Annotated in this window: 27 protein-coding genes; 24 read left to right on the top strand and 3 right to left on the bottom strand. The window is 63.5% G+C overall.

Features of this window, described 5'->3' with window-relative positions; genetic code table 11:
- Positions 1-34 precede the first annotated feature (34 nt).
- Genes fliD through ACQ4W4_RS18220 form a run of 11 tightly spaced genes read left to right on the top strand, consistent with a single transcriptional unit; the run spans position 35 to position 8,049 of the window.
- Positions 35-1,444: a flagellar filament capping protein FliD gene (fliD, locus tag ACQ4W4_RS18270; RefSeq protein ID WP_436543191.1), complete on the top strand. Its 1,410-nt coding sequence runs from the start codon at positions 35-37 to the stop codon at positions 1,442-1,444.
- A gap of 50 nt (positions 1,445-1,494) precedes the next feature.
- A complete protein-coding gene (gene fliS, locus ACQ4W4_RS18265; RefSeq protein WP_436543190.1) occupies positions 1,495-1,884 on the top strand; it encodes a flagellar export chaperone FliS in 390 nt (129 codons plus the stop codon).
- Positions 1,885-1,915: 31 nt separating this feature from the next.
- Positions 1,916-2,194 carry a hypothetical protein gene (locus ACQ4W4_RS18260; RefSeq protein ID WP_230492253.1) on the top strand — a complete coding sequence of 93 codons (279 nt, stop codon included), beginning with the start codon at positions 1,916-1,918 and terminating at the stop codon, positions 2,192-2,194.
- Positions 2,191-3,354: a flagellar hook-length control protein FliK gene (locus tag ACQ4W4_RS18255; protein WP_436543189.1), complete on the top strand. Its 1,164-nt coding sequence runs from the start codon at positions 2,191-2,193 to the stop codon at positions 3,352-3,354. Before ACQ4W4_RS18260 ends, ACQ4W4_RS18255 begins: the two co-directional genes overlap by 4 nt.
- Before the next feature lie 11 nt (positions 3,355-3,365).
- A complete protein-coding gene (locus tag ACQ4W4_RS18250) occupies positions 3,366-3,830 on the top strand; it encodes a flagellar basal body-associated FliL family protein (protein WP_306798497.1) in 465 nt (154 codons plus the stop codon).
- A 33-nt stretch (positions 3,831-3,863) separates the two neighbouring features.
- Positions 3,864-4,607 carry a FliA/WhiG family RNA polymerase sigma factor gene (locus tag ACQ4W4_RS18245; RefSeq protein WP_046684903.1) on the top strand — a complete coding sequence of 248 codons (744 nt, stop codon included), beginning with the start codon at positions 3,864-3,866 and terminating at the stop codon, positions 4,605-4,607.
- A 56-nt stretch (positions 4,608-4,663) separates the two neighbouring features.
- Positions 4,664-5,578 carry a flagellar motor stator protein MotA gene (motA, locus tag ACQ4W4_RS18240; protein WP_034757817.1) on the top strand — a complete coding sequence of 305 codons (915 nt, stop codon included), beginning with the start codon at positions 4,664-4,666 and terminating at the stop codon, positions 5,576-5,578.
- Positions 5,505-6,566 carry a flagellar motor protein MotB gene (locus ACQ4W4_RS18235; RefSeq protein ID WP_436543188.1) on the top strand — a complete coding sequence of 354 codons (1,062 nt, stop codon included), beginning with the start codon at positions 5,505-5,507 and terminating at the stop codon, positions 6,564-6,566. The genes motA and ACQ4W4_RS18235 overlap by 74 nt, the downstream gene beginning before the upstream one ends.
- A gap of 16 nt (positions 6,567-6,582) precedes the next feature.
- Complete coding sequence (gene flgM / locus ACQ4W4_RS18230) at positions 6,583-6,873, top strand: flagellar biosynthesis anti-sigma factor FlgM (protein WP_436543187.1); 291 nt, start codon at positions 6,583-6,585, stop codon at positions 6,871-6,873.
- Positions 6,870-7,310: a flagellar export chaperone FlgN gene (gene flgN, locus ACQ4W4_RS18225; protein WP_083287147.1), complete on the top strand. Its 441-nt coding sequence runs from the start codon at positions 6,870-6,872 to the stop codon at positions 7,308-7,310. Before flgM ends, flgN begins: the two co-directional genes overlap by 4 nt.
- Positions 7,297-8,049, top strand: coding sequence for a glycoside hydrolase family 73 protein (locus ACQ4W4_RS18220; protein ID WP_436543186.1), 753 nt, complete (start codon positions 7,297-7,299; stop codon positions 8,047-8,049). The genes flgN and ACQ4W4_RS18220 overlap by 14 nt, the downstream gene beginning before the upstream one ends.
- Before the next feature lie 6 nt (positions 8,050-8,055).
- Here the strand turns inward: ACQ4W4_RS18220 and flgA are convergent, their stop codons facing one another.
- Complete coding sequence (gene flgA, locus ACQ4W4_RS18215; protein WP_436543185.1) at positions 8,056-8,652, bottom strand: flagellar basal body P-ring formation chaperone FlgA; 597 nt, start codon at positions 8,650-8,652, stop codon at positions 8,056-8,058.
- 305 nt (positions 8,653-8,957) lie between these two features.
- Here flgA and flgB point away from each other — a divergent pair, with 305 nt between their 5' ends.
- The 13 genes from flgB (at position 8,958) to ACQ4W4_RS18150 (ending at position 20,031) form a co-directional block, all read left to right on the top strand.
- Positions 8,958-9,320 (top strand): flagellar basal body rod protein FlgB, encoded by a 363-nt coding sequence (flgB, locus tag ACQ4W4_RS18210; protein WP_034758109.1) that lies wholly within the window; start codon positions 8,958-8,960, stop codon positions 9,318-9,320.
- 8 nt (positions 9,321-9,328) lie between these two features.
- A complete protein-coding gene (flgC, locus tag ACQ4W4_RS18205; RefSeq protein WP_034757795.1) occupies positions 9,329-9,745 on the top strand; it encodes a flagellar basal body rod protein FlgC in 417 nt (138 codons plus the stop codon).
- Between the two features lie 3 nt (positions 9,746-9,748).
- Positions 9,749-10,402 (top strand): flagellar hook capping FlgD N-terminal domain-containing protein, encoded by a 654-nt coding sequence (locus ACQ4W4_RS18200; RefSeq protein WP_436543184.1) that lies wholly within the window; start codon positions 9,749-9,751, stop codon positions 10,400-10,402.
- Between the two features lie 58 nt (positions 10,403-10,460).
- Positions 10,461-11,639, top strand: coding sequence for a flagellar hook protein FlgE (locus tag ACQ4W4_RS18195; RefSeq protein WP_436543183.1), 1,179 nt, complete (start codon positions 10,461-10,463; stop codon positions 11,637-11,639).
- 26 nt (positions 11,640-11,665) lie between these two features.
- Positions 11,666-12,394 carry a flagellar basal body rod protein FlgF gene (locus ACQ4W4_RS18190; protein WP_436543182.1) on the top strand — a complete coding sequence of 243 codons (729 nt, stop codon included), beginning with the start codon at positions 11,666-11,668 and terminating at the stop codon, positions 12,392-12,394.
- A gap of 32 nt (positions 12,395-12,426) precedes the next feature.
- Positions 12,427-13,215 carry a flagellar basal-body rod protein FlgG gene (flgG, locus tag ACQ4W4_RS18185; protein ID WP_170909686.1) on the top strand — a complete coding sequence of 263 codons (789 nt, stop codon included), beginning with the start codon at positions 12,427-12,429 and terminating at the stop codon, positions 13,213-13,215.
- An 11-nt stretch (positions 13,216-13,226) separates the two neighbouring features.
- Positions 13,227-13,889: a flagellar basal body L-ring protein FlgH gene (gene flgH, locus ACQ4W4_RS18180; protein ID WP_436543181.1), complete on the top strand. Its 663-nt coding sequence runs from the start codon at positions 13,227-13,229 to the stop codon at positions 13,887-13,889.
- Between the two features lie 9 nt (positions 13,890-13,898).
- The gene (locus tag ACQ4W4_RS18175; protein WP_070219890.1) at positions 13,899-15,011 is read left to right on the top strand and encodes a flagellar basal body P-ring protein FlgI; all 1,113 of its coding nucleotides are present in this window, start codon (positions 13,899-13,901) and stop codon (positions 15,009-15,011) included.
- On the top strand, positions 15,008-15,400 hold the full coding sequence (locus ACQ4W4_RS18170; RefSeq protein WP_436543180.1) for a rod-binding protein: 393 nt from the start codon (positions 15,008-15,010) through the stop codon (positions 15,398-15,400). Before ACQ4W4_RS18175 ends, ACQ4W4_RS18170 begins: the two co-directional genes overlap by 4 nt.
- Before the next feature lie 81 nt (positions 15,401-15,481).
- Positions 15,482-16,843 carry a flagellar hook-associated protein FlgK gene (gene flgK, locus ACQ4W4_RS18165; RefSeq protein WP_436543179.1) on the top strand — a complete coding sequence of 454 codons (1,362 nt, stop codon included), beginning with the start codon at positions 15,482-15,484 and terminating at the stop codon, positions 16,841-16,843.
- Positions 16,844-16,853: 10 nt separating this feature from the next.
- Positions 16,854-17,765, top strand: coding sequence for a flagellar hook-associated protein FlgL (gene flgL, locus ACQ4W4_RS18160; protein WP_070219886.1), 912 nt, complete (start codon positions 16,854-16,856; stop codon positions 17,763-17,765).
- 5 nt (positions 17,766-17,770) lie between these two features.
- Positions 17,771-18,814 carry a hypothetical protein gene (locus tag ACQ4W4_RS18155; RefSeq protein WP_436543178.1) on the top strand — a complete coding sequence of 348 codons (1,044 nt, stop codon included), beginning with the start codon at positions 17,771-17,773 and terminating at the stop codon, positions 18,812-18,814.
- A 116-nt stretch (positions 18,815-18,930) separates the two neighbouring features.
- A complete protein-coding gene (locus ACQ4W4_RS18150) occupies positions 18,931-20,031 on the top strand; it encodes a glycosyltransferase family 9 protein (RefSeq protein WP_436543177.1) in 1,101 nt (366 codons plus the stop codon).
- Here ACQ4W4_RS18150 and ACQ4W4_RS18145 read toward each other — a convergent pair.
- Together ACQ4W4_RS18145 and ACQ4W4_RS18140 are read right to left on the bottom strand one after the other, a co-directional pair.
- Positions 20,016-22,190 carry a putative bifunctional diguanylate cyclase/phosphodiesterase gene (locus tag ACQ4W4_RS18145; RefSeq protein WP_436543176.1) on the bottom strand — a complete coding sequence of 725 codons (2,175 nt, stop codon included), beginning with the start codon at positions 22,188-22,190 and terminating at the stop codon, positions 20,016-20,018. The genes ACQ4W4_RS18150 and ACQ4W4_RS18145 overlap by 16 nt on opposite strands.
- A 120-nt stretch (positions 22,191-22,310) precedes the next feature.
- Positions 22,311-23,264, bottom strand: coding sequence for a DUF5672 family protein (locus tag ACQ4W4_RS18140; protein WP_436543175.1), 954 nt, complete (start codon positions 23,262-23,264; stop codon positions 22,311-22,313).
- Between the last annotated feature and the right edge of the window lie 10 nt (positions 23,265-23,274).

The raw sequence follows: 23,274 nt of genomic DNA, 5'->3' as shown, positions 1-23,274 counted from the left end.
TGTACCGGTATATCCCTTTATTCAGGAGTCTGGCATGGCAAGCGTAATTACTGCACCGCAATACGATCCGATCCCAACGGCCGAAAAACTGGCGACCAAGGCAGTCGCCGCGCAAAAGGCTGCCCTGCAGGCGCAAAACACGCTGGCCAGCAACACCAGCACGGCGCTGGGTAACTTGAAGTCGGCCATCTCCGCCTTCCAGAGCGCCATGTCGGCCATGACCAGCAGCAAATCGGTGCTGAGCCAGTCCGCCACCTTCCCGGCCGCCGGCTATGGCACGGCCACGGCAGGCATCAATGCGACGCCGGGCACCTATTCCTTTTTTGTTGAAAAACTGGCCACGGCCAGCCAGATGTCGTATGGCGGCTTGAGCAGCGTCAATACCGCCGATGGCACGGGCACGCTGAAAGTGAAAATCGGCGATGGCGTGGGCGACAACACGCTCGACATCGACCTGGCCGCCGCCGACAAGGATGGCAACGGCACACTGACACCGCAAGAAATCGCTGCCGCCATCAACGGCAACAGCAAGAACAATTCGCGCGTCACGGCGTCCATCGTGACCATCAATAACCAGGCGCAACTGGTACTGACGTCGAATGCGACGGGCATTGCCAACGCCGCCACGCTCGACGCCAGCGCTGTCGACAATATCGCGCTGAAAGGCGCGATGATCGCTCCAGCCAACATCAAGGAAGTCGTCAAGGCTGACGACGCCATCGTCTGGCTGGGCGGCAAACCCGGCGGCACCGCCATCACGCAGGCATCGAATACATTCACCAACGTGCAGGATGTGAAAATCACGTTCACGCGCGCCATGAGTGCCGGCGAAGCGCCCGTCACGCTGACCGTCGCCACGGACAACTCCGGCACCGCCGCCAACGTGCAAGCGTTCGTCGATGCCTACAACAAGCTGAAAAGCCTGATGGATGGCCTGGCCAGTCCCGGCAATCCGGAAAAGAACATCGCCGCGGGCATCTTCGCCCATGATTCCGGCCTGAATGCCCTGCGCACCAGCATGGGCAATGCCCTGCGCCTGAACGTCAATGGCGTCTCGCTCGTGTCCTACGGCATTACGGCCCAGCGCGACGGCACAATCAGCCTCAACGCCGCCAAGCTGACGGCCAAGCTGGCCGACAACCCGACGGGCCTGGACAAGCTTTTTGGCAACAACAGCCTGTCCGCCCCGGCCGGCGTACTCGGCAGCCTGGACAAGGTACTGGGCCAGTGGAGCAATGTGACCAAGGGCCAGATCACCCAGCGCCAGGCCGCCACGGACAAGCTGCAAAAAAGCCTGGTCAAGAGCGGTGAGCGCCTCACGGCCCAATATGACACGGCATACAAACGTTTCCTCGATCAATTTTCACGCCTGCAAGTAATGCAGGAGCAAATGAGCAAGACGTCCGATATGTTCGATGCCATGTTTAGCAACAATAAATCCTAAGGCGGATGCGCCTGCCGCGCCGCCACAGTTAACATAGCGAGAAGACAATCATGTTAAACAATGAAGCTTACGGCAACTACCATGCCGTCAACCTGGATGCCCAGACCGCCCGCGCCACACCGGTCGAGCTGGTACTGGTGCTGACGGACGGCCTGCTGGAAGAACTGGCGCGCGCGCGCGGGCATATCGTAGGCAAGCGCTACGAGCAAAAGGCCATCAGCCTGGATAAATGCACGCAGATCATCAACGGTCTGTCGAGCTCGCTCGATTTCGACAATGGCGGCGAAGTGGTCGTCAACCTGGCCCGTCTGTACGACTATTGCGTGGCGCGCCTGTACACGGCCGGCATCAAGCTCGACCCGACCCTGATCGACGAAGTGACGACCCTGATGACCACCATCAAGCGCGGCTGGGTGGGCGTCCAGACCAACAATGCCTAGGCGCGGCGTCCTGCAACAGCTGAACCGGCAATTGAGCGCCGCCATCGCGCAAGCGGATTGGGAAGCAATGGGGAAACTGTCCGCCAGCCTGGCGAAAAACATCCCCCTGCTGGCCGAACGAGGCGCATGGAATGCGCTGGAACAAACAGAATTGTTGCAATTGCGCAAAAATCACGCGCAAGCGGTTAAAATTTGCTCTGAGGAAAAAGAACGCCTGGGTCAACACCTGGGTGCATTACAGGCAAATAAGGAAGGTTGGGTCGCCTACGCCGCGCTCGGCGAATACGACTCGGACGGGAATCAAGCATGATCATGAACTTCAACACGGCGCCGGCCGCTCCGGCACCGGCGACCCCTGCGGCATCCGCACCGGTACCGGCGGCAGCGCCGTCACAGGCCGCCGCCTTGCCCGGCACACCAGGCTATGCCGCTACTGGCGCCGTGGCCTCCGCCCTGCCCCTGTTTGCGCAGGTGCTTGACGTGACGGGCGTGGAAACGGCCGATGCCGATACGCCCGCTCCCGCGAAGGAGAGCAACAGCGACAGCCAGGCCGACAGCAGCCTGCCGGCCATGGCCGCCCCCGTCATCGGCTTGCCGGTGACCATGCTGCCGCCAACGGACGCGGCCGCAGCCGAGGCACGTGCCGCCGCCCAGGCGCAAGTACAGACACAAGCACAGACACAGGTGCAGGCGAATGTGGCGCAAGCCAATCCTGCACTCAACATCACCCTGCATCCGTCGGCGGTCACCCTGAACGCACCGGCGCCAGCGCCAGCGCCAGGCCGCGACACGCGCGAGCCGGTGGCTGCCGCCAACCCGGCAACGGTCGCCAAGGGCGGCGCGCCGGCACAACCGTTCGAATCGCTGCTGCAGCAAAGCGCGCCGGCAACCGCCGTCGCCGCACCTGCCGTTGCCGCGCGCGAAGGCGAACGTGGCGCCGCGACGCCGGCGCCGGCCACGCCCAACCTGGGCCTGACGGGCGCGGTCGGCAATACGGCTACAGCGGCCCCGGCCGGCGACACCATCAAGCTCAACGGGCCAGCCCAGCAATGGCAGGAACCGCTGCGCGAAGCGCTGGGCGAACGCCTGCAGACGCAGATCGGCCGCAACAGCGAACACGCGACGATCCGCCTCGACCCGCCCATGCTGGGCCGCATTGAGATTTCCATCCGCCACACGGCCGGCGCGCTGCAGGTAAACGTCACGGCGTCGAATTCGGAAGTGTTGCGCCAGTTGCAAGGCATCGGCGAGAACATGCGCAGCGACCTGACGCAGCGCCAGTACACCGACGTGGCCGTCAATATCAGCGCCACCCCGCGCAGCCCCGCCGCCCAGGCGTTCGCCGAAGGCGATGCGCGCGGCCAGCGTCAGCCGGGCCGCCAGCAGGACGACGCCGAGCCGGGACGCGCCCTGTACGACGGCAGCACTGCCGCTACCACTTACGCCAGCCACGAGCGAGAGACCGCCTGATGAATATGAAAATGAAACTGATAGCCGGCTTTGTCGGCGTGGCCGTGCTGGCCGCTGGCGCCGCTGGCGGCGCCATCTGGTATCTGGCCAAGCCGGTCGCCGGCCATGCCGATGTCGCCGAAGCGAAAGCCCCGCCACCGCCCGCCACGGGCAAGAAGGCGCGCAAGTTCCTCACGCTGGATAAAGTCATCGTGATGTTGCGCCGCGGCCCCGGCGAAGGCGAAACGCATTACCTGTCGGCCGACCTGGTGATCGCCACCACCGAGGAAAAGGAAAAGCTGACCAAGGACCACTTGCCGCTGATGCGCTCGATCGCCGTCAGCACCTTGTCGAGTTTTCCGCTGGACAAGGCGCAGACCATGACCGTGGAACAATATGCCGAGCAGATCAACAAGGCCTTCAATGTCAGCTACGAGCGTGAACAGATGGAAAAACCGTTCACCGAAGTCATGGTCGGCAAGCTGATCATTGAATAAGCCAACACGCCAGCCGACCTAGTGGGAGATCCCTTGGCCTATGTAGAGCAATACCAGGAAGCGTATGGCGCCGGCGAATATGCCGCCGCCAGCGCTTGCGCGGCCGTGCTCAGCGTTGCTGAAGAGCAACAACATCTGGTGGCGTACTCCCCGTTGGTGAAACGCATCGTACGCCAGCTCAATTCGCAGGTGTCGGGCGCCATCGACCGCGACGACATGGAACAGATCGGCCTGATGGGCCTGCTCGAAGCCTTGCGCCGCTACGGCGTGCCGGATCAGTCTTTCGGCAGCTATGCCAGCCTGCGCATCCGTGGCGCCATCCTCGATGAACTGCGACGCCAGGACTGGCGCCCGCGCGCCGTGCGCCAGGAAAGCCACCGCCTGCGCGACAGCGTGCGCGCCCTGACCCGCCGCCTGGGACGCGAGCCGCTGGACGCGGAAATCATGGCCGCGCTGAAGCTGACGCCGGAAGCTTTCCAGGAATACCAGTTGGCGGAAAACGCCGAGCTGATCGCCAGTTTCGATGAAGTGCTGCAGGAAAGCCTGGGACAGGCCGACAGCGCACCGAGCCCGGAAGAGCAATTGATGGTGCGGCGCAGCCTGGAGCAGGCGCTGCGCGCGCTCGACGAACGCGAGCAGCGCGTGATCCAGATGTATTACGAATTCGAACTGAGCTACAAAGAAATAGCCGCCGTACTGGACCTGAGCGACGCCCGCGTCTGCCAGCTCAACAAGACGGCGCTGGGCAAGATGAAAGCCATGCTGCAAGACGCATAAGTTTCAGCACTATCCATCAAATTGACGCAGCACAATGACGCAGAAAGGCAGTTGACATGGTAATTATCGGTATCTTAATCGTGATGGGGTGTGTATTCGGAGGCTTCGCCCTGATGGGCGGCACCGTCCACGCGATCTGGCAACCGGTCGAGTTGATCATCATCATCGGCGCCGCCGTCGGCGCCCTGGTGCTGGGCAACCCGAAGCATGTACTCGGTGAAATGCTGCACCAGATGCGCAAGATCGTCACGCACAAGAAGCAAGGCTCGGAATTCCAGCGCCAGTTGCTGCTGCTGATGTATGAACTGCTGCAAACGGCCGCCGGCGGCCTGAAGGCGCTGGACGCCCACGTCGAGGCGCCGCGCGAAAGCGCCCTGTTCCAGCGCTATCCGCTGGTGCTGGAAGAGCCGAAGCTGCTGGCCTTCATCGTCGACAACTTCCGTTTGATGGCGATGGGTAAGATCAACGCGCATGAGCTCGAAGGCGTGCTGGAGCAGGAACTGGAAGCCATCCACGACGAATTGCTGCAGCCGTCAAAGTCCCTGCACAAGATCGCCGAAGCCATGCCCGGCTTCGGTATTCTGGCCGCCGTTCTGGGCATCGTGATGGCCATGAATTCCGTGGCCGACGGCGCCGATGCGGCGGAAATTTCGGAAAAAGTGGGCGCCGCCATGGTCGGTACCTTCATCGGCATCTTCTTTTGCTACGGCGTGCTCGATCCGATGTGCAACATGATGAAACAGCTGGTGGGCGAGGAAGGCTCGACCATGGAATGCGTGAAGGTCGTGCTGGTCACGCACGTGGCGGGCAAACCGCCCCTGCTGGCCATCGACGCGGGCCGCCGCCTGGTGCAGCTGAACATCAAGCCGAGCTTCGCCCAGCTGGAAAGCTGGATCAATGCGCTGGAAGATGGCGGCGCCGAACAAGAGCAAGGCCAAGGCCGGGGAGGCCGCCGTGCTAAAGCCGCATGAGAAACATGAACAGGCCATCATCAAGCGTGCCGGCCGCAAGCATGACGACGATGGCCATGGCGGCGCCTGGAAAGTAGCGTTCGCCGACTTTTGCCTGGCCCTGCTGTCGCTGTTCCTCGTGCTGTGGCTGATGGCCGCGCGCGAGCAGCAGGCGATGAAGGAAATCATGATGGACGCATCGGCGGGCAGCCGCCAGGGCGAAGGCCAGGGCGTCATGCCGGAACAGAAAGGCGGCCCGCGCGGCAGCCTGATCGAGCGCTTCCCCATGCCCCGCAAGGGTACCGGCGACACGCGCACGGAAGGCAAGCAGACGCAGGACGGCAAGGCCGGCAGCGCGCCGCAAAACCAGACGAAAGTGAGCTACCAGTCGCCGGAAGACTTGCTCTCCCTGTCGCGCGCGCTCGACAAGCTCAGCGACGAAGCGGGACTGAAGAGCAATCTGCAATCGGTGATCACGCCCTACGGCTTGCGCGTCATGCTGCACGATACGGACAAGCAAGGCATGTTCGTGCGCGGCAGCGCCGTGCCGACCGACCGTTTCCGCAAGCTGCTGCGCCAGATGGGGCCCGTGTTTGCGCAAATGGACAACCAGATGCTGATCGTCGGCCATACGGACTCGATGCAGTACGCCAATACCGGCTATGAAGGCTTTTCAAACTGGACCCTGTCGGCCAACCGCGCCATGTCGGCGCGCGCGCAATTGCTGATCGGCAGCATGAGTCCGGACAGCGTGCTGCAAGTGGTCGGCATGGCCGACCGCGCGCCGCTGGACGTGAAAAATGCCAGCGCCGGCATCAACCGCCGCATCGAACTGTTAATATTGACGCGTGGCCAGGCCGACAGCATCGCCGCCATGTTCGGCATGGCCGGACAAAAGGCGCAGGGCGAAGAGCTGCAGGTGGGTGAGCCGGACTCCGGCACCCTGCAACGCCTGCGCGAAAAACTGGGCCTGCCCGCAAAGAAAGATCGGGAAGAGCATGCAAATTAAGGGCAAGGGACAACGTATGAAAATCTCCTCCGGCAACACCGGCGCCGCCGTGCGCAGCAGCGCCGTCGCGCCGGCCGAGGCGATCGCCGAGAACGCGGGCGCCGCTGGCGTCATGCAAGGCTCGTCGGCCGGGGCGGAACTGCAATCGGCCGTGCTGCAGCCGGCCATGGCCGCCCTGCGCGCCATGCCCGAGATCGACCATGAACGCGTGGCCATGCTGCGCGATGCGCTGGCCAAGGGCGAATTGCCGTTCGATCCATCGAAACTGGCGGGCCTGATCCAGCGTTTCCACGGCGGTGAGTCGTGACCGCGCCGCGCAAGGGCATCACGCGCCAGGAAGCCGTGCGCCGCGTGCTGCAAGGCATGACGGACGACCGCGCCGGCTATGCCGCCCTGCAAACCTTATTGGAAGAGCAATTCCAGGCCACCTTGCACCACCAGAGCACCCGGCTGACGGCGCTGGCCGACCAGGTCGTCGCCGCCGTCGAGCCCCTCGATGCGCGCCGACGCCAGCGGGTCAGTCTCGTCACCGCCCTGCTGGGCCCGCAAGGCGACATGCCCCAATTGTTTGCGCTGTTGCAAGAAGATGCGCGTGCGACCGCCCAGCGCGACTGGGCCGCGCTCGAGCAGATGGTGCTCGAATGCAAGCGCCTGAATGCCCGCAACAGCGATTTATTAACAGAGCAGTACAGCATCATGCAGCGCGTGCTGCATGGCGAGGAAGATACGTATGCGCCAGGCTGATTTCCTGACCACCCGCGCCACGGCGGCGACGCCATCGACGGCGGCGACCCATGCCGTGCAGAGCAATATGCGCGCCACCGAATCCACGGCCTCCAGCGGCAACTTTGGCAGCGTGTTCCGGCAGGTACAGGGCGAAGTGGCCCGCTTCATCGAACAGGGCGGCGGCAACGCCACCAACCTGAGCCCGCAAGGACGCGCCTATCTGGAACAGAGCCAGCCCGTCAATGTGCTGGGCGCCATCAGCCAGGGCGGCGAGATCGGCGAAACGCAGCAGCAATTCCTCGCCTCGATCAAGCCATGGACGGAAGAAACGGGCGCGCGCCTGGGCGTGGCGCCGGAAATCGTCGCCGCCCACGCGGCGCTGGAATCGGGCTGGGGCCAGCGTCCGCTGCGCCAGGGCACGGGCGCGGACACCAATAATCTGTTCGGCATCAAGGCCGGCGGTAAATGGCAGGGCGACGTCGCCAGCAACCTGACGACCGAATACGAGGCCGGCAGCGGCACGGCGCTGAAGAAAACCGAGCGCTTCCGCAGCTATCCGGACCAGGCCAGCGCCTTCCGCGACTATGCGCAAGTACTGCTCGACAATCCGCGCTACCGCGCCGCCCTCAACACGGGCGCCGACGCGGGCGCCTTCGCGCAGGGTTTGGCGCGCGGCGGTTATGCCACCGACCCCAACTATGCCGCCAAGCTGACGCAGCTGGCGACACGTCTGCAGCGCACGGCCGCTGCGGACTGACTCTCCTTAACGGCCCGGCATATCGGCCGGTTCCACCACGCCCGCATCGACCACCCTGGCACGTATCACCGTGCCGCTGGTGGCGTTGCGCACGCGGATCAGCTCGCCAAGCGCGCCCGGATCCATCGCCTCGCCGGCCATGCTCACTTCCACCTGCTCCTTGCGCGCCACGATGTTGACCGCACTGCCCCGCTTGATCAGCACGGGCGAGGCCAGCTGCCCCTGGCGCAGCACTTCGCCGGCGCGCAAGCTGCGCCGGCTCGACAGGCCAATCGCGCCAGGCAAGGCGGAAATACTGTCCGGCACCATCGTCACGTCGCGCCGCGCCAGCGCCACGTCACCCGATTGCAACGGCGTATTGGCCGTGACGGGGGCGCTGGTGACGGCCACTTGCGCCGTGATGCTGCCGCGCGCCAGCATTTCGTAACGCCATCCGTTGCTTCCAGGACACACTGCGACAAAGCGCATGCGCTGCGCCGTGCGGCTGTCCGCCGTTTCCAGCGCAACGGGCGCGGCGCACGCCGGCATGGGGCGCGTGCTTTTCACGACGGTCACCTGAAACTGGGGTTCCAGCAGTCCCGCCGTGGCCGCCTGCTGTGTCAATTGCTCACGAGCTAACTGTTCCACACGCGAAAATATATTGTCGGCTGGCAATTCTGCGCGACCTGCACTACTATATAGGCTGGTCAGTAAAAATAGGCTTGGCAGCAGTATGTGACGACATTGCGCCTTGTTCCACATCACGGAATAGTTCTCAAAGTAAATCATTGCTAACCTTAATCAAAGATACTGAAGCGGCATGACCTTACCATGCGTCAACATGACTTGGCTGGGATTTTACCTCTGCACCACTTATTTTCTGGACCAAACCGCAAAAAGCACGATCGAATTCAACACAAAGGATGACCATGGGGATTAATTTCAAGGATGCGCTGGGCGTGCATGCCGATGCACTCGCGCTGCGTGCCGACCGTACACGCGTGCTGGCGGCCAACATCGCCAATGAAAACACGCCCGGCTTCCAGGCCATGGACATGGATTTCGGCAGCGCCCTGCAACAATTGCAGGATAACGAGGCCGGCCTGCTGTCGACCGATGACGATGCCAGTGCCCTGTACCGCGTACCCTACCACCCCAGCCGCGACGGCAATACCGTCGAAATCGGCGTCGAGCAGGCGGCGTTCTCGCAGAATGCCACCGACTTCCAGACCAGCCTCACTTTCGTCAACATGAAACTGAAGGGTCTGTCCAAGGCCATTTCCGGACAATAAGGATCAGCATGAGCTTCCAGGATATTTCCAAGATCGCCGGTTCGGCGATGGCGGCGCAAACCGTGCGCCTCAATACCATCGCCAGCAACCTGGCCAATGCCGATTCCGTTGCCGGTTCCGAAGGCGAAACCTACCGCGCGCGCAAACCCGTGTTTGCGGCCGTGATGGATGGCCCGGGTGCCAGCGGCGCCGGCGGACGAGTACAGGTGCTCGACGTGGTGCAAAGCGATGAGCCGCTGCGCAAGGTGTATGAACCGGGCCACCCGATGGCCAATGCCGACGGCATGGTGTTCTACCCCAACGTCAACCAGGTCGCCGAGATGACCGACATGATGTCGGCCTCGCGCGCGTTTGAAACCAATGTCGAAGTTCTGGGCCGCATCAAGTCGATGCAGCAATCGCTCCTCAAATTAGGTGAAGCATAATCCATGGAAACCAATCTCTTTACAAACAACACCGGCGGCAGCAATAGCAACAGCAATGCCGTCAAGTCGCAAAGCAATGCCACCCAGGATATGTTCACCAAGTTGCTGGTCGCGCAGATCAAGAACCAGGATCCCCTGGCGCCGACCGATCCGAGCCAGTTTGTCAATCAATTGACGCAGCAGGCGCAGACGGAAGCGATGCAAAACCTGTCGGCGCTGACCAGCGCCAATGCCAGCGTGCTGCAATCGATGCAAGTGCTGGCCCTGGGCGCGCAAGTGGGTTCGGAAGTCATGGTCAACAGCGAAACGGTGCAGCTCGACAAGAGCAAGGTCAGCGGCACCATCGCGCTGGCCGCCGGCACCACCAAGACCACCGTGACCCTGAAAGGGCTGGACGACAAGGAATACAAGATCGAACTGGGCGCCAAGTCGGCCGGCACGGTGCCGTTCACCATCGATCCCGTCGCCTTGGGCTTGCCTGCCGGCACGTACAGCATGGCGGTCACCACCAATGGCACCGAAAAACCATCGGTCGACATCGCGGGCAAGCTCAACAGCGTGCGCCTGTCGTCCAATGGCAGCATGATTCTGAGCGTGTCGAACCTGGGCGAAGTCAACCCTGGCGCGATCACCGGCTTTAACGGCAAGACGGCCTGATCCGCTCGCCCCTTCGTTTCCTGAACACTAATCTCGTCCTTCACTAAAGGAAGTCAACATGAGTTTCGACATCGCCCTGTCCGGTATCCAGTCCATCAACCAACAGTTGAACAGCACCAGTAACAATATCGCCAATGCCGGCACTTACGGTTTCAAGAGCAGCCGCGCCAACTTTTCGGCCATGTACGCCGGTTCGCGCGCCACGGGCACGGAAGTAGGCTCGATCACGCAAAGCATGTCGCTCAATGGCGGCGTGCTGAACACGGGCCGCTCGCTCGACGCGGCCATCGACGGCCGCGGCTACTTCGTCACGCGCGATGCGCAAAACACCATGACCTACAGCCGCGTCGGCATCTTTTCGGCCAGCAATGAGGGCAAGCTGATCGACTCGAACGGCCGCCTGGTGCAGGGTTATGCCGCCGTCAAGGGCAGCACCACCCTGGGCACCATGGGCGACATGAACATTCCGACGGGCCAGATTCCCGCCGTGGCGTCGACCAAGCTGGCGTATGCCGCCAACATGTCGTCCGAATGGACCATCAAGACCCCGGCTTTCGACAAGACCAATGAACTGAGCTACAACAGCGCCAAGTCCTCGATCGTCTACGATTCGCTGGGCGCCAAGCACTCGGTGGGCCAGTACTTCGTCAAGACGGCAACGGGCGTGGACGTGCACTACACCCTCGACAACGCCGATCTGGCGACGGTGACGAGCATGACCTTCAATACCTCCGGCAAGCTGAACATGACCGCGCCAGTCAACCTGGCGCTGGGCACGCCGGCAGGCGCCGCGCCGCTGTCGATCGCCATCGACTACACGGGCACCACCCAGTACGCTGGCGAAGCGACCACCTCGACCGACCGCGCCGACGGCTATGCCTCGGGCACCTACACGGGCGTGGAACTGGCCGATGACGGCTCCGTCGTGGCGAAATACACGAACGGCCAGAAGCAAAGCATCGGCGTGATCGCCCTGGCCACCTTCCCCGACGAAGGCGCCTTGACGGCCGTCAACGATACCAGCTGGGTCGCCTCGACCACCTCCGGCACCGCCATGTATGACCGTCCGGGCGTCGGCATGGCCGGCAAACTGACGACGAGCTCGCTGGAACAGTCGAACGTCGACATCACCTCCGAACTGGTGGGCCTGATGACGTCGCAGCGTAACTACCAGGCGAACTCGAAGGTCATCTCGACCGAGAACGCCATGCTGCAATCGCTGATGCAAGCGCTGTAATCCACGATACGCAAAGGTAAAAAGCAATGGATGCGCTGATTTATACCGCCATGAGCGGGGCCGACCGTGCCCTGCGGGCACAGCAGGTACACGCCAACAACCTGGCCAATATCGAGACGGGCGGCTTTCGCGCCAACCTGGAAGTGTCCACTGCCCAGCCGCTGCAAAACGGCTATGGCTACGACGACCGCCACATGACGCAGACGCAGTCGAGCGCCGTCGGCACCCGCACGGGCGCCATCAAGGAAACGGGACGCGAACTCGACGTAGCCGTCACGGGCCCCGGATTTCTCGCTGTGCAATGGCAAAACGGCGAAGCCTACACGCGCGCCGGCGCCATGGACCTCGATGAAACGGGCGCGCTGACCATCAACGGCCGGCCCGTGCTGGGCGAAGGCGGCCCGATCACGATTCCCGAGCACACCAGCCTGTCGATCGGCGCCGATGGCACGATTTCCATCCAGGTGCCGGGCACCGCGCAAATGCAGACGGTCGACAAGCTCAAGCTGGTCAATGCGGAAGCGGGCGAATTGACGAAGAACGAGGCGGGCCTGATCGTGGCGCGCAGCGGCGAAGACTTGCAGGCCGACCCGGCGGTACGCATCCGCGACCGCCACCTGGAAGGCAGCAACGTGTCGGCCGTCGAGGAAATGGTCGCCACCATGAGCCTGAACCGCAGTTTCGAGATGCAGATGAAAATTTTCAAGGCCAGCGACGCGATGACCGAGTCCGGCAACCGCCTGCTGGGCGCCTGAGCCCAACGCCAACCAATTACCAGGAGTAAATCATGAATCCAGCAATGTGGATCAGCAAGACCGGCGTGCAGGCACAAGACGCCAAACTGCAAGCCATCGCGAACAACCTGGCCAACGTCAACACCGTCGGCTTCAAGCGCGACCGCGTCGTCTTCGAAGACCTGTTTTACCAGGTCGAGCAGCAGCCGGGCACGCAGCGCGCCGACAATACCCTGTCGCCATCGGGCGTGCAGCTGGGTAACGGCACGCACATGGTCGGCACGCAAAAGGTGTTTACCACCGGCAGCCTGCAAACGACGAGCCGCGAATTCGACGTCGCCATCACCGGCAACGGCTTTTTGCAAGTGCTGCGCCCGAACGGCGAAGCGGCCTACACGCGCGCCGGCCAGCTCGGCATCAATGAAAACGGCGTGATGGTCAACGCCCAGGGCTTGCCGCTGGTGCCGCAGATCACCGTGCCGAACAATGCCACAGCGATCACCATCGGCGAAAACGGCATGGTCACGGCCACCGTGCCGGGCAATGTCAACGGCACCCAGCTGGGCCAGCTGAACCTGACCAGCTTCGTCAATCCGACGGGCCTGCTGGCACTTGGCGAAAACCTGTTCCAGGAAACGGCATCGAGCGGCACGCCGACGGAAGGCCGTCCCGGCGAAGGCGCACTGGGCAAGCTGAAACAGTTCGCCCTGGAAGGCTCGAACGTGCAGGTGGTCGAAGAGATGGTCGACATGATCGCTGCCCAGCGCACCTATGAAATGAATACCAAGGTGCTGTCGGCCGCCGACAATATGCTGCAATACCTGGCGCAAGCGGCACGCTGATGACAGTCGCCATGAAAGCCACGGCAGCCATGCTGCTGGTGTTGATGGCCGGTTGCGCCAGCCAGCCGGCTGCGCCGGTGGCACCGAGCTTTTCCGATACGCCGCTGCCCGTGGCGCCGCGCAGCGCTGCGCGCGGCGGCGTGGCCGGCGGCGTGTTCAATCCCGACGCGGGGCTGGACCTGATCTCGGACAGCCGCGCCTTCCGCGTCGGCGACGTCGTCACGGTGGCCCTGCAGGAAACCACGCAGGCGAGCAAGAAGGCCGGCACCTCGTTCAACAAGGGTTCGTCCGTCGGCGTGAAGGCGGCCAACATCCTCGGCAAGACCTTGCCCAAGACGGGTATCGACCTGTCGGCCGACCGCAACTTCGCCGGCGACTCGACCAGCACGCAGCAAAATGCGCTGTCCGGCGCCATCACCGTGATCGTGCAGGAAGTGCTGCCGAACGGCTTGCTGCGCGTGCAGGGCGAAAAGACGCTGACCCTGAACCAGGGCGAGGAATTCGTGCGCCTGCGCGGCTACCTGCGCGCGGCCGACATCGATTCGAACAACCAGGTCTCGTCCCTGCGCATCGCCAATGCACAGATCGCCTATTCCGGCCAGGGCACCCTGGCCGAAGCCAATACACCAGGCTGGCTGACGCGCTTCTTCGTCGGCCCATGGATGCCGTTTTAAGGTGAGCTCATGAAATTTCGTTCCGCCCTGCCCCTGGCAGCCATGCTGGCCGCGCTCTCCGGCTTTGCCCTGCCCGCCAGCGCCGCACAAGTGCTGCGTAACCTGGTCAGTATCGAGGGCGTGCGCGACAACCCGCTGGTCGGCTACGGCCTCGTCGTGGGCCTGAACGGCAGCGGCGACACCACCCAGGTGAAGTTTTCCAGCCAGTCCGTGGTCAACATGCTCAAGCAATTCGGCGTGAAGATGCCCGACGGCGCCGAAGCAAAAAGCAAGAACGTCGCCACCGTCATGGTCAGCGCCGTGTTTCCACCAGGATACCGCCGTGGCCAGGCCATCGATGTCACCGTGTCGTCGCTGGGCGATGCGAAAAGCTTGCGCGGCGGCACCTTGCTGCTGACGCAATTGCGCGCGGCCGACAATGAAACGTATGCGCTGGCGCAAGGCAACGTCGTCGTCGGCGGCTTGAACGCCACCGGCAAGAGCGGCTCGTCCGTCACCGTCAATACGCCCACCTCGGGCCGCATTCCCAACGGCGCCAACATCGAACGCGAAATCCTCAGCGATTTCTCGACCAAGCCGACCGTCACCCTGAACTTGCGCCACCCGCATTTCGAGACGGCCATCAATATCGTCGAAGCCGTCAACCGCCGCTTTGGCGCCGTCGCCACCACGCGCGACGCCACCAGCGTGGAAGTGCTGGCGCCGGAAAACCCGACCCAGCGCGTGGCCTTCATGGCCAAGCTCGAAGCGCTCTCCGTCGATGTCGGCGTCGATACGCCGAAAGTGGTCTTCAATTCGCGCACCGGCACCGTGGTCATCGCCGAAGGCTTGCGCGTCAAGGCGGCAGCCGTCACGCACGGCTCGCTCAAGGTCGTCATTTCCGAAAGTTCGGCCGTCAGCCAGCCGGCGCCGTTCGGCCGCGGCCAGACCACCGTTACGCCGCAGTCGAAAGTTTCCGTCGACCAGGGCAATGGCAATATGTTCAAATGGCCGGCCGGCGCCAAGCTGCAGTCGATTATCGACGTGGTCAACAGCCTGGGTGCCTCGCCCGATGACATCATGGCAATTCTGCAAGCCCTGGACCAAGCCGGGGCCATCGAAGGCGAACTGGTGGTCATATGATGAATATCAACGACAGCAGCGGCGCCCTGCCCTCGGCGCTCGACGACAAGACTCCCGCCGCGGCCACGCCGGCCGATCCCCGTTATGCGGCCAAGGCCACCGAGGCGGCCGTCAAGTTCGAAGCCTTCTTCATCTCGCACATGCTGCGCCAGATGCGTTCGGGCACGCGCGAGATGGCGGGCGAAGACAGCGTCTTCAAGGACCCGATCAACAGCGACATGCTGGAAATGGCGGATAACCTGGTGGCCGACAAGATGGCCGGCCAGCGCGCCTTCGGCATCGCCGACGCCATTCTGCGCCAGCTGCTGCCGCCGGCCGGAGCCCCGGTGACAGCCCGTGGCGCTGTCAAGACCGACAATATTGCGGCGCCGCTTAATAAATCCGTCTGAAGCGTCGCCTGTACAAGGTAACAACGATTCAATGCCTGCCCACCCGCACGCGCCACACTCTTCACGAAAGAAACTTGCCCAATGAGCATCATCAGCAATGCATTGTCAGGCAGCATCGCCGCCCAGGCCGCACTCAATGCGGCCAGCCAGAACATCGCCAACCTGCAAACGGCGGGCTACACGCGCCAGGGTGTGCTGCTGTCATCGCTTGGCGCCACCGCCGGCGTGCGTTCGGCCGGCAATGGCGTGGAAGTGTCCGCCTTGCTGCGTTTTGCCGATGCTTATAAGAGCCAGCAAATGTGGCGTGCCGCGTCCGACCAGGGCGCCCGCTCGCAGACCCAGCCTTACCTGACCCAGCTCGAGCGCGTGATGGGCGACGATGCGTCGAGCATCAGCAATGGCATCGACGGTTTCTTCAAGGCCCTGAACGCGGCCGCCGTTGATCCGACGTCGACGCCGCTGCGCCAGCAGATCGTCACTTCCGCCGACGCCATGGCGCAGCGCTTCAACAGCATCAGCACCGTCATGGGCAACCAGTTGCTGTCGGTCCAGCAACAACGGGCAGCGATCGTGCCGCAAGCGAATACCACCCTGGCCAATATCGCCGCGTTGAACCAGCGCATCAGCACCTCCACAGCGTCGGGCACGAACGTGTCGTCGCTGATGGATGCGCGCGACCAGCTGATCGACGGCCTGGCCTCGCAAATGGGCATCGAGGTGCTCGACCAGCCGGACGGCTCGCGCAATGTCTCGCTGAAGTCGGGCCAGCCTCTGGTCATCGGCAGCCTGGCCGGCACCCTGAGCAGCACCATGACGAACACGGGCGACCAGACGCTGAGCCTCGATTTCGCCAAGTCCTCGTACACGCTCGATCTGGTCGCCATCGGCGGCCAGATGGGCGGCCTGGGCGAGTTCGAAAAAAATACCCTGAAGCCGCTGCAGCAGTCGCTGCAAGACATGGCCACCCAGTTGACCAGCAAGGTCAACGCGCAGCTGGCGCTGGGAACAACCATGGGCGGCACGGCCGGCGGTCCCCTGCTGGCCTACGCGAATGGCAAGCTGAGCATTACTCCCGGCTTCAACGCCAAGGACCTGGCCCTGTCGCTGACGGGCCAGGCCGGCGACAGCGGCAACTTGCAGAAATTGATCGACATCAAGAATCAACCGATCAATATCAGCTGGGTGGGTTCCGTCCTGATGAGCGACGCGGATACGCAGCTGGTCGGCAAGCTGGCGATCTACAGCCAGCAGAACCAGGCCTTGCTGAAGACGGCCAGCACGGTGCGCGCGCAAGCGATCGACGACTGGAAATCCACGAGCGGCGTGAACAAGGACGAGGAAGCGATGAACCTGGTCGAATTCCAGAATATGTACCAGGCAAACATGAAAGTCATTTCCGTGGCGAATACCTTGTTTGACGCCACTTTGCAAATGATGGGTTAAGGAGAAGATCATGCGTGTTGCCAGCAGCCAGTACCAATCGCTGATTAATATTTCTCTTCAGCAAAATCAAGAACGCATCAATTACCTGACCCAGCAGATGGCCTCGGGCTTGCGCATCCAGCTGCCGTCGGATGACCCGATCGGCAACGTGCGCATTTCGCGCCTGACGCGCGAGCAAGCCATGGTCACCCAGTACCAGGACAATATCGCCACGGTCAAAGTGCGCCTGCTGAAAAATGAAAACTACCTGTCGAGCATGGTTACCGACATGGGCCAGGCGCGCGACCTGCTCGTGTGGGCGGCCGACGGCAGCAACGCCCCCGACGACCTGAATGCGATGACACAATCGCTGGTCGCCATGCGCGACAGCGTGCTGTACACGGCCAACCTGAAGGACCAGGAAGGCCGCTACATGTTTTCCGGCACCGCCACCGACCAGCCGGCGATCAAGTACGACGCGACAGCGGCCGCCGGTTCGCGCTACAGCTACATCGGCAACACCGACACGCAGACCGTGGTGGTGGGCAATGGCGTGACGCAGGCGGCCAACGTCGACGTGAAGAATCTGGAAGTGTGGCTCAACAAGATCGACCAGGTCATCACCACCCTCGGTACGCCGGGCGTCAGCCCGAACGACCCGGCCGTGCGGGCCGTGGTGGGTGCGGGCCTGAATGGCACGGATGACGGCATGGATCTGCTCTCGGGCAAGATCGCCATCTTCGGCGGCGCGCAGAACATTCTGTCCACCTTGTCCGGCAACCTGGCCAATGTGTCGCTGTCGAACGATTCGGCCCTGCTGGACCTGAAAAAGACCGACATGGGCGCGGCAGCCATCGAACTGACCGGCTACCAGACAGCCCTGCAGGCAACATACAAGGCCTACGCCAAGGTTGGCACCATTTCCCTGTTTGATCTTCTCTGACCATCATGCAAATCGTTCAGACTTCCTCCTCCTCCGGCGTCAATGCCAAAGGCGCCGGCACAGCCCGCGTCGTCGATGACGCGTCCGCCGCCATCAACGGCAGCGCCAGCGCGCGCAGCGATGCGCCGGCGGCGAAGAGGTCGACGGCGAGCCTGCAACGCGGCCTGAGCAACTGGGATCACCAGCTGCAGGGGGAGATTTCCAACGCGCAGCAAACGCTCGACTACCTGGAACGCAGCAGCAGCCAGTTGCAAGCGCTGAAAAGCGAGCTGGCGGCCAAGCTGGCCGCGCGCCAGGGCCGCGAAGGGCAAGTCGAAGCAAGAGTACGCCAGTTCAGCAATACCTGGCGCCAGCGCGCCAGCGCCTCGGGCGGCACGCTCGACGCACAGCTCAGCTATACCAGCCCGCGCGCGGCACAGCAAAACTTCAGCATCCGCGGCCTGACCATGGCCAGCCTGCAGGAAGGCCCGCAGGAAGTGCTGGCCTTTTCCGTCGGCGGCGCGAACCAGGCATTGCGCTCGGTCAATATCGAACCTGGCCTGAGCGCGAACGAAATCGTCTCGCGCTTCGACCGCGCCCTGATGCCGTCGGGTATCGGCGTCAAGCTGGGCGAAAATGGCGAACTGGTGTTCAGCACGTCGGAAGCGGCCTGGGCCAACGTGCGCGACAGCCTGTCCGTGCGCGGCAGCGGCATCCGCTATCCGACCGGCCAGATGAGCCGCGTGCGCACGGATGCGGAACCGGCCGCCATCGCGCCGGAAGAATGGCATACGGGCGACGTGGAAGCCCTGCGCGCCACCTTGCAGCAAGTGGTGCAGGCGCTGGCGCAGTTGCAGGCGGCGCGCAGCTCCGTCAGCCTGGCCCTGGCGCAAGCCACGGGACGGGTTGCCCGCGCGCAACCTGTGCAAGTGCACGTCAGCATGGATACCTTGGCGGAAAACTTCACGCAAAAGGCCAGCGAGCCCGGCTATGAATCGCTGCTGGCGATCAGCTCGGCATTGGTTGGCATCAGCCGCGAGAGAGTCGTCGCCCTGCTGGGCCTCGAATAACCGTTCACCGCGCGTACGCCGCCTTGGCGCACACGGCAATAATGGGGCACGCCCCCTAGCTCAGGACGGTGGAAATCCGTAAGATGCTGCTGTCGCCATCTACTTCCGGAGTTTCCTTGATAAAAACCGCCGCCCGGCTGATCAGCTATGCCCTGCTGGGCAAATCCGGCAAGCAGCCCCTCGATATCGCCAAGGTGCGCAAGGTACTGATTTTGCGCAACGACAAGATCGGCGACATGATCGTCACTTCGGCCCTGCTGCGCGAGCTGAAGAAAAACTATCCGCACTGGCAGATCGACGTGGCCGCCAGCAGCGCCAACCGCGATGTCATCGCCGACAACCCGCATGTGAACGAGATCCTCATCTGGGACAAGCAGCCGCTGCTGCGCGACTTGCGCACCACCATCGCCGAGCTGCGCCGGCGCCGCTACGACGTCATCTTCAATCCCTACAACCGCTTTTCGATTCCCTTGCTGCTGCGTATCAAATGGCTGGGTGCGCGCTATTTGACGGGCTTTGCCATTCCCAAGTACGGCACCTCGACGGCGAAGCTGGGCATGTTCGACCATACCGTGCCCTGCGACCGCAGCCGCCACATCCTGCACAGCTTTTTTGCCACGTTCGAACAATTTTCCTTGCGCGACATCGATATGCGCTATGAACTGTTCGGCGTGGACGCGCACGCGGCGCGGGTCGACGCCGCCTGCGACACCTTGCTGCATACGCATGAAGGCTTATTCTGCCTCAATTTCCAGGGCAGCAATGCGCAGCGCACGGTCAGCGTGGCCGACGCGCAGCGCTGCTGCGCGGCCCTGGCGGCACGCTATCCGCGCCATGCGCTGCTGGTGATCGCCGCGCCGGGCACCGAGGCGCGCGCCGCCGACATCGTGCGCGGCGCCGGCCATGCCAACGTGATGAGCGCGCCGCCCACCGGCCACATCCTGGAGCTGGCGGCCCTGATCCGCCGCTGCGACCTGGTGCTGTCGCCCGACACGTCGGTGATCCACCTCGCCTCGGCATACGACAAGAAAATCGTCGGCTACTACATCCGCACCGACAACTACCGCTGGTTCTATCCGGCCAGCCGCCATTACCGCGTCATCCTGGCGCCGGGCCTGACCCTGGCCCCGGTCAGCGCCGCCGAGACGCTGGCCGCCGTGGAAGAGCTGATGGAAAGCGGCGGACAGGCGCAGGAAACGCTTCAGGCCGCCGGCTGAGACGCCAGCAGGCGGTCCATCTGCCCCGCCGGCAACGCGCGCGAAAAAAAGTACCCTTGCGCATAGTCGCAGCCGGCGGCGCGCAGCAGGTCGCGCTGCGACGCCGTCTCCACGCCTTCGGCCACGACTTTCAGCCCCAGCCGCTGCGCCAGCGCGATGATCGCCTCGCACATGCCCTGCCCGTCGCCATCGCGCCCCAGCTCGCCGACCAGGGAACGGCCGATCTTGAGAAAATCGATGTCGGCCTTCTTGATGCACGCGAGCGACACCTGGCCGCTGCCGAAATCATCGAGCGCCAGGGCCAGGCCCATGGCGCGGAACTGGCGCAGGCGGTCGACCACCTGGCGCCCCTCGTCGAGCAGCACCGCTTCCCTTGTCTCGATGACGATGGCGCCCGGCGCCAGCCCCTGGCGCGCCAGATGCGCACCCCAGTCCTGGTACAGCGCGGCGTCGCAGCGAAATTCCATGGCCGACTTGTTGATGCTGATCTGGAACGGGGCGCCAAGCTCATCCTGCCACTTCCGCGCCTGGCGCACGACCTGGCGAAACACCCACTCGCCGATATCGATGATCAGACCGTTCGCCTCGGCAAAGGCGATGAAATCGGCGGGCACCAGCAAGCCGCGCAGCGGATGGCGCCAGCGCAGCAGCGCCTCGGCCCGCTCGATGGCGCCGTCGCGCAGGCGGATGATGGGCTGGTAATGCACTTCGAACTGGTCCTGCGCCAGCGCCAGGCGCATCTCGCGCACCGTGCTGCGGCGCAATTCGGCCGCCTGCTGCAAGGCCGGTGTGAAGTAACTGTAGCCGTTGCGCCCCGCACTCTTGGCCGCATACATGGCCTGGTCCGCATGCCGCAGCAAGGTGTCCGGCGCCTCGGCGTCGGCCGGATACAGGGCCACGCCCACGCTGGCCGACACTTGCACCGTGTCGCCGTCGAGCATGAACGGCAGGGCCAGCGCGGCCGTCAGCTCCTGCAGCACGCGCTCGATGCCGCCCAGCTGCCCCACGCCGGCCAGGATGACGGTAAATTCGTCGCCGCCCAGGCGCGCCACCGTATCGGTGGCGCGCACGCGTTCGCTGATGCGGCGCGCCGCCTGACGCAGCAGCATGTCGCCCTTCTCGTGACCGAGGCGGTCATTCACCTGCTTGAAATGGTCGAGGTCGATGAACAGCAGGGCCAGACAAGCGCCTTCGCGTTTGGCATGGGCCGCCTCGTGCTGCAAACGGTCAAGAAACATGTGGCGGTTCGGCAAGCCTGTCAGCTGGTCGAAATTGGCTTGCCGCCAGATGCGCTCGGACGCCGCGCGCTGCGCCGTGATGTCGCTGACCAGCGCCAGCGCGCCCAGGTAGGTGCCGCTGGCATCGAAGATGGGATTGGTGGCCAGGGTGGCCCACAAGGTGCTGCCGTCACGCCGCTGGAACTTGAATTCGTGGCGCTCGACGATGCCGTCCTGCCGCCGCGCAATGTTGCGCTCAAGGATGGCGCGCCCCTCCTCATCCATGAAGGCCGCCAGCGGCTGGCCCAGCATATCCTCGATCTGGCAATCGAGCATCTGCGCCATCTTCGGATTGACAAAGCTCGTCAGCGCCTGCGCATCGATTTCCCAGATGCCCTCCTCGGCGCTGTGCACGATGCGCCGGAAACGCTCTTCGCTGCGTTCGAGCACGGCCAGCTTGCCTTCGGCCTGCTCCAGCACCAGGCGCAGCGCCTGGCCGTTCGGATCGGCGCTGCCCAGCAGGCTGACGGGCAAGCCGGCCTCGCGCGCGCCGGGACGCGGCGGCGGCAGCTGCACCTGCAGCTGGATGCGCTCGGGGTCGCTGCTGTTGAGCACGCGTTGCACGAACTGGTCGTAATCGTGGCGGAACGCCTCGTGCACAAAGGAACGGAACAGCACGTGGCCGGGATGTCCGCGCGCCAGACCGAACAGTTCCGCCGCCACCAGGTTGACCTGCAGGATCACGCCATCGAGACCGAGCACGAAATAGGCGACAGGCGCCAGCAGGTATAAATCGTTGAAATAAGCTTGTTCGCGTTCGGCCTTCATCCGTTCCGGACTGAAGACGCCATCGTCAAGCAGGGGCGCGACATGCCGCGGCACGCCGTCGTGGCCGAGCGGGGAGGAATCCAGAGCAGGTACCGCTTGCGGTGGTGTATCCATGGCTGTCCTTTGCACGGCCGTCCTGGCAGACAGGAGGGTGCAGTAGCGAGACTAGCACGCGTCGCGCGCAGTGTCGAGCCATGCCTGCCCATATGCCACATTCACCACAAGCGGGGGCCGTCAGGACGGCTGTGCCGGCAGCGCTGCGGCACGCGAGCGGCCACGCGTGAGCGCATGCCAGCCAGCGCGCAAGGCAAGCAGGCAGGCGTCGGCGAACATGGCTGCGCCACCGTTGAGACGCCGGCGCAATACGTGGGCCGCCATCCGATAGCGGCCGGAACCATACAATTGCTTGATCAATCTGCGCACGGCGGACGCATGCATGATGGCATCGTCGCACAGGAGCAGGTAATCGCGCAGCGCCACGTCGTCCAGCACCCGGCCAAAGTTGAAAAAACCATGAAAACCGAACGTGGGACCGGTGGGCTCCACACATTCGAAGGCAAAGTTGGAGGCCAGACCGGCATCGGCAAAGCGCACGCCAAAATCCTCGCGCAACCGCTCGCCATGCAACTCACAGATCGCATAGTCCTCGGGATGAACTTGCGTGATGGCCAGCTGAGGCAAGACCTCATACAGGCGCCGCGATCGCAAGGAAAAGCCGCCATTGCCGACGGCCACCGGGCGATGCGACCACGGTGCGCCTATGTAATCGCAGTCCAGGAAAGCGTTCTGCCATTGGCGCGCATCCACGATGAAACTGTCCCACTGCATGATGAGCACATGCGTGCCGCCGAAATGCGTGCCCAGCTCATGCACCATGAATGCCGAATACGCCTCCACGCTCTCGATGGGGGCGATCAGTACCTGGCGTATATGCGGGGGCAAGTCATGCAGGCGGGAGGTGAACAGCAGACACTCCTTGAAATCGGCGCCGGCCAGGCAACGCTCGATGGCAAAGCTGGCCAAGTCGGGATAACGCGTTTCCACACACACCAGGCTGATGTTGCGGAGGTCCAGTTTGTCATTACGCATCACAGGCTTTTCATCGGAATGTAGACGGAAGGCATGCCTGGCACGGCATGGCATATTTTGCAACGCCCGCATCATACAGCGCAAAGCGGAGCCGGACAAGGGGCATGGC

The sequence above is a fragment of the Janthinobacterium glycogeni genome (genome assembly GCF_051380725.1).
Classification (GTDB): Bacteria; Pseudomonadota; Gammaproteobacteria; order Burkholderiales; family Burkholderiaceae_D; genus Janthinobacterium.
Note: the sequence above shows the minus strand (reverse complement) of the source record. Positions and strands in the feature narration are given on the sequence as shown.

Bases quoted from the DNA above. Each gene is read 5' to 3' on its own strand.
- fliD (WP_436543191.1), top strand. From the start codon at position 35: ATGGCAAGCGTAATTACTGCACCGCAATACGATCCGATCCCAACGGCC.
- fliS (WP_436543190.1), top strand. From the start codon at position 1,495: ATGTTAAACAATGAAGCTTACGGCAACTACCATGCCGTCAACCTGGAT.
- ACQ4W4_RS18255 (WP_436543189.1), top strand. From the start codon at position 2,191: ATGATCATGAACTTCAACACGGCGCCGGCCGCTCCGGCACCGGCGACC.
- ACQ4W4_RS18250 (WP_306798497.1), top strand. From the start codon at position 3,366: ATGAAACTGATAGCCGGCTTTGTCGGCGTGGCCGTGCTGGCCGCTGGC.
- motA (WP_034757817.1), top strand. From the start codon at position 4,664: ATGGTAATTATCGGTATCTTAATCGTGATGGGGTGTGTATTCGGAGGC.
- ACQ4W4_RS18235 (WP_436543188.1), top strand. From the start codon at position 5,505: ATGCGCTGGAAGATGGCGGCGCCGAACAAGAGCAAGGCCAAGGCCGGG.
- flgM (WP_436543187.1), top strand. From the start codon at position 6,583: ATGAAAATCTCCTCCGGCAACACCGGCGCCGCCGTGCGCAGCAGCGCC.
- ACQ4W4_RS18220 (WP_436543186.1), top strand. From the start codon at position 7,297: ATGCGCCAGGCTGATTTCCTGACCACCCGCGCCACGGCGGCGACGCCA.
- flgB (WP_034758109.1), top strand. From the start codon at position 8,958: ATGGGGATTAATTTCAAGGATGCGCTGGGCGTGCATGCCGATGCACTC.
- flgC (WP_034757795.1), top strand. From the start codon at position 9,329: ATGAGCTTCCAGGATATTTCCAAGATCGCCGGTTCGGCGATGGCGGCG.
- ACQ4W4_RS18200 (WP_436543184.1), top strand. From the start codon at position 9,749: ATGGAAACCAATCTCTTTACAAACAACACCGGCGGCAGCAATAGCAAC.
- ACQ4W4_RS18195 (WP_436543183.1), top strand. From the start codon at position 10,461: ATGAGTTTCGACATCGCCCTGTCCGGTATCCAGTCCATCAACCAACAG.
- ACQ4W4_RS18190 (WP_436543182.1), top strand. From the start codon at position 11,666: ATGGATGCGCTGATTTATACCGCCATGAGCGGGGCCGACCGTGCCCTG.
- flgG (WP_170909686.1), top strand. From the start codon at position 12,427: ATGAATCCAGCAATGTGGATCAGCAAGACCGGCGTGCAGGCACAAGAC.
- flgH (WP_436543181.1), top strand. From the start codon at position 13,227: ATGAAAGCCACGGCAGCCATGCTGCTGGTGTTGATGGCCGGTTGCGCC.
- ACQ4W4_RS18175 (WP_070219890.1), top strand. From the start codon at position 13,899: ATGAAATTTCGTTCCGCCCTGCCCCTGGCAGCCATGCTGGCCGCGCTC.
- ACQ4W4_RS18170 (WP_436543180.1), top strand. From the start codon at position 15,008: ATGATGAATATCAACGACAGCAGCGGCGCCCTGCCCTCGGCGCTCGAC.
- flgK (WP_436543179.1), top strand. From the start codon at position 15,482: ATGAGCATCATCAGCAATGCATTGTCAGGCAGCATCGCCGCCCAGGCC.
- flgL (WP_070219886.1), top strand. From the start codon at position 16,854: ATGCGTGTTGCCAGCAGCCAGTACCAATCGCTGATTAATATTTCTCTT.
- ACQ4W4_RS18155 (WP_436543178.1), top strand. From the start codon at position 17,771: ATGCAAATCGTTCAGACTTCCTCCTCCTCCGGCGTCAATGCCAAAGGC.
- ACQ4W4_RS18145 (WP_436543176.1), bottom strand. From the start codon at position 22,190: ATGGATACACCACCGCAAGCGGTACCTGCTCTGGATTCCTCCCCGCTC.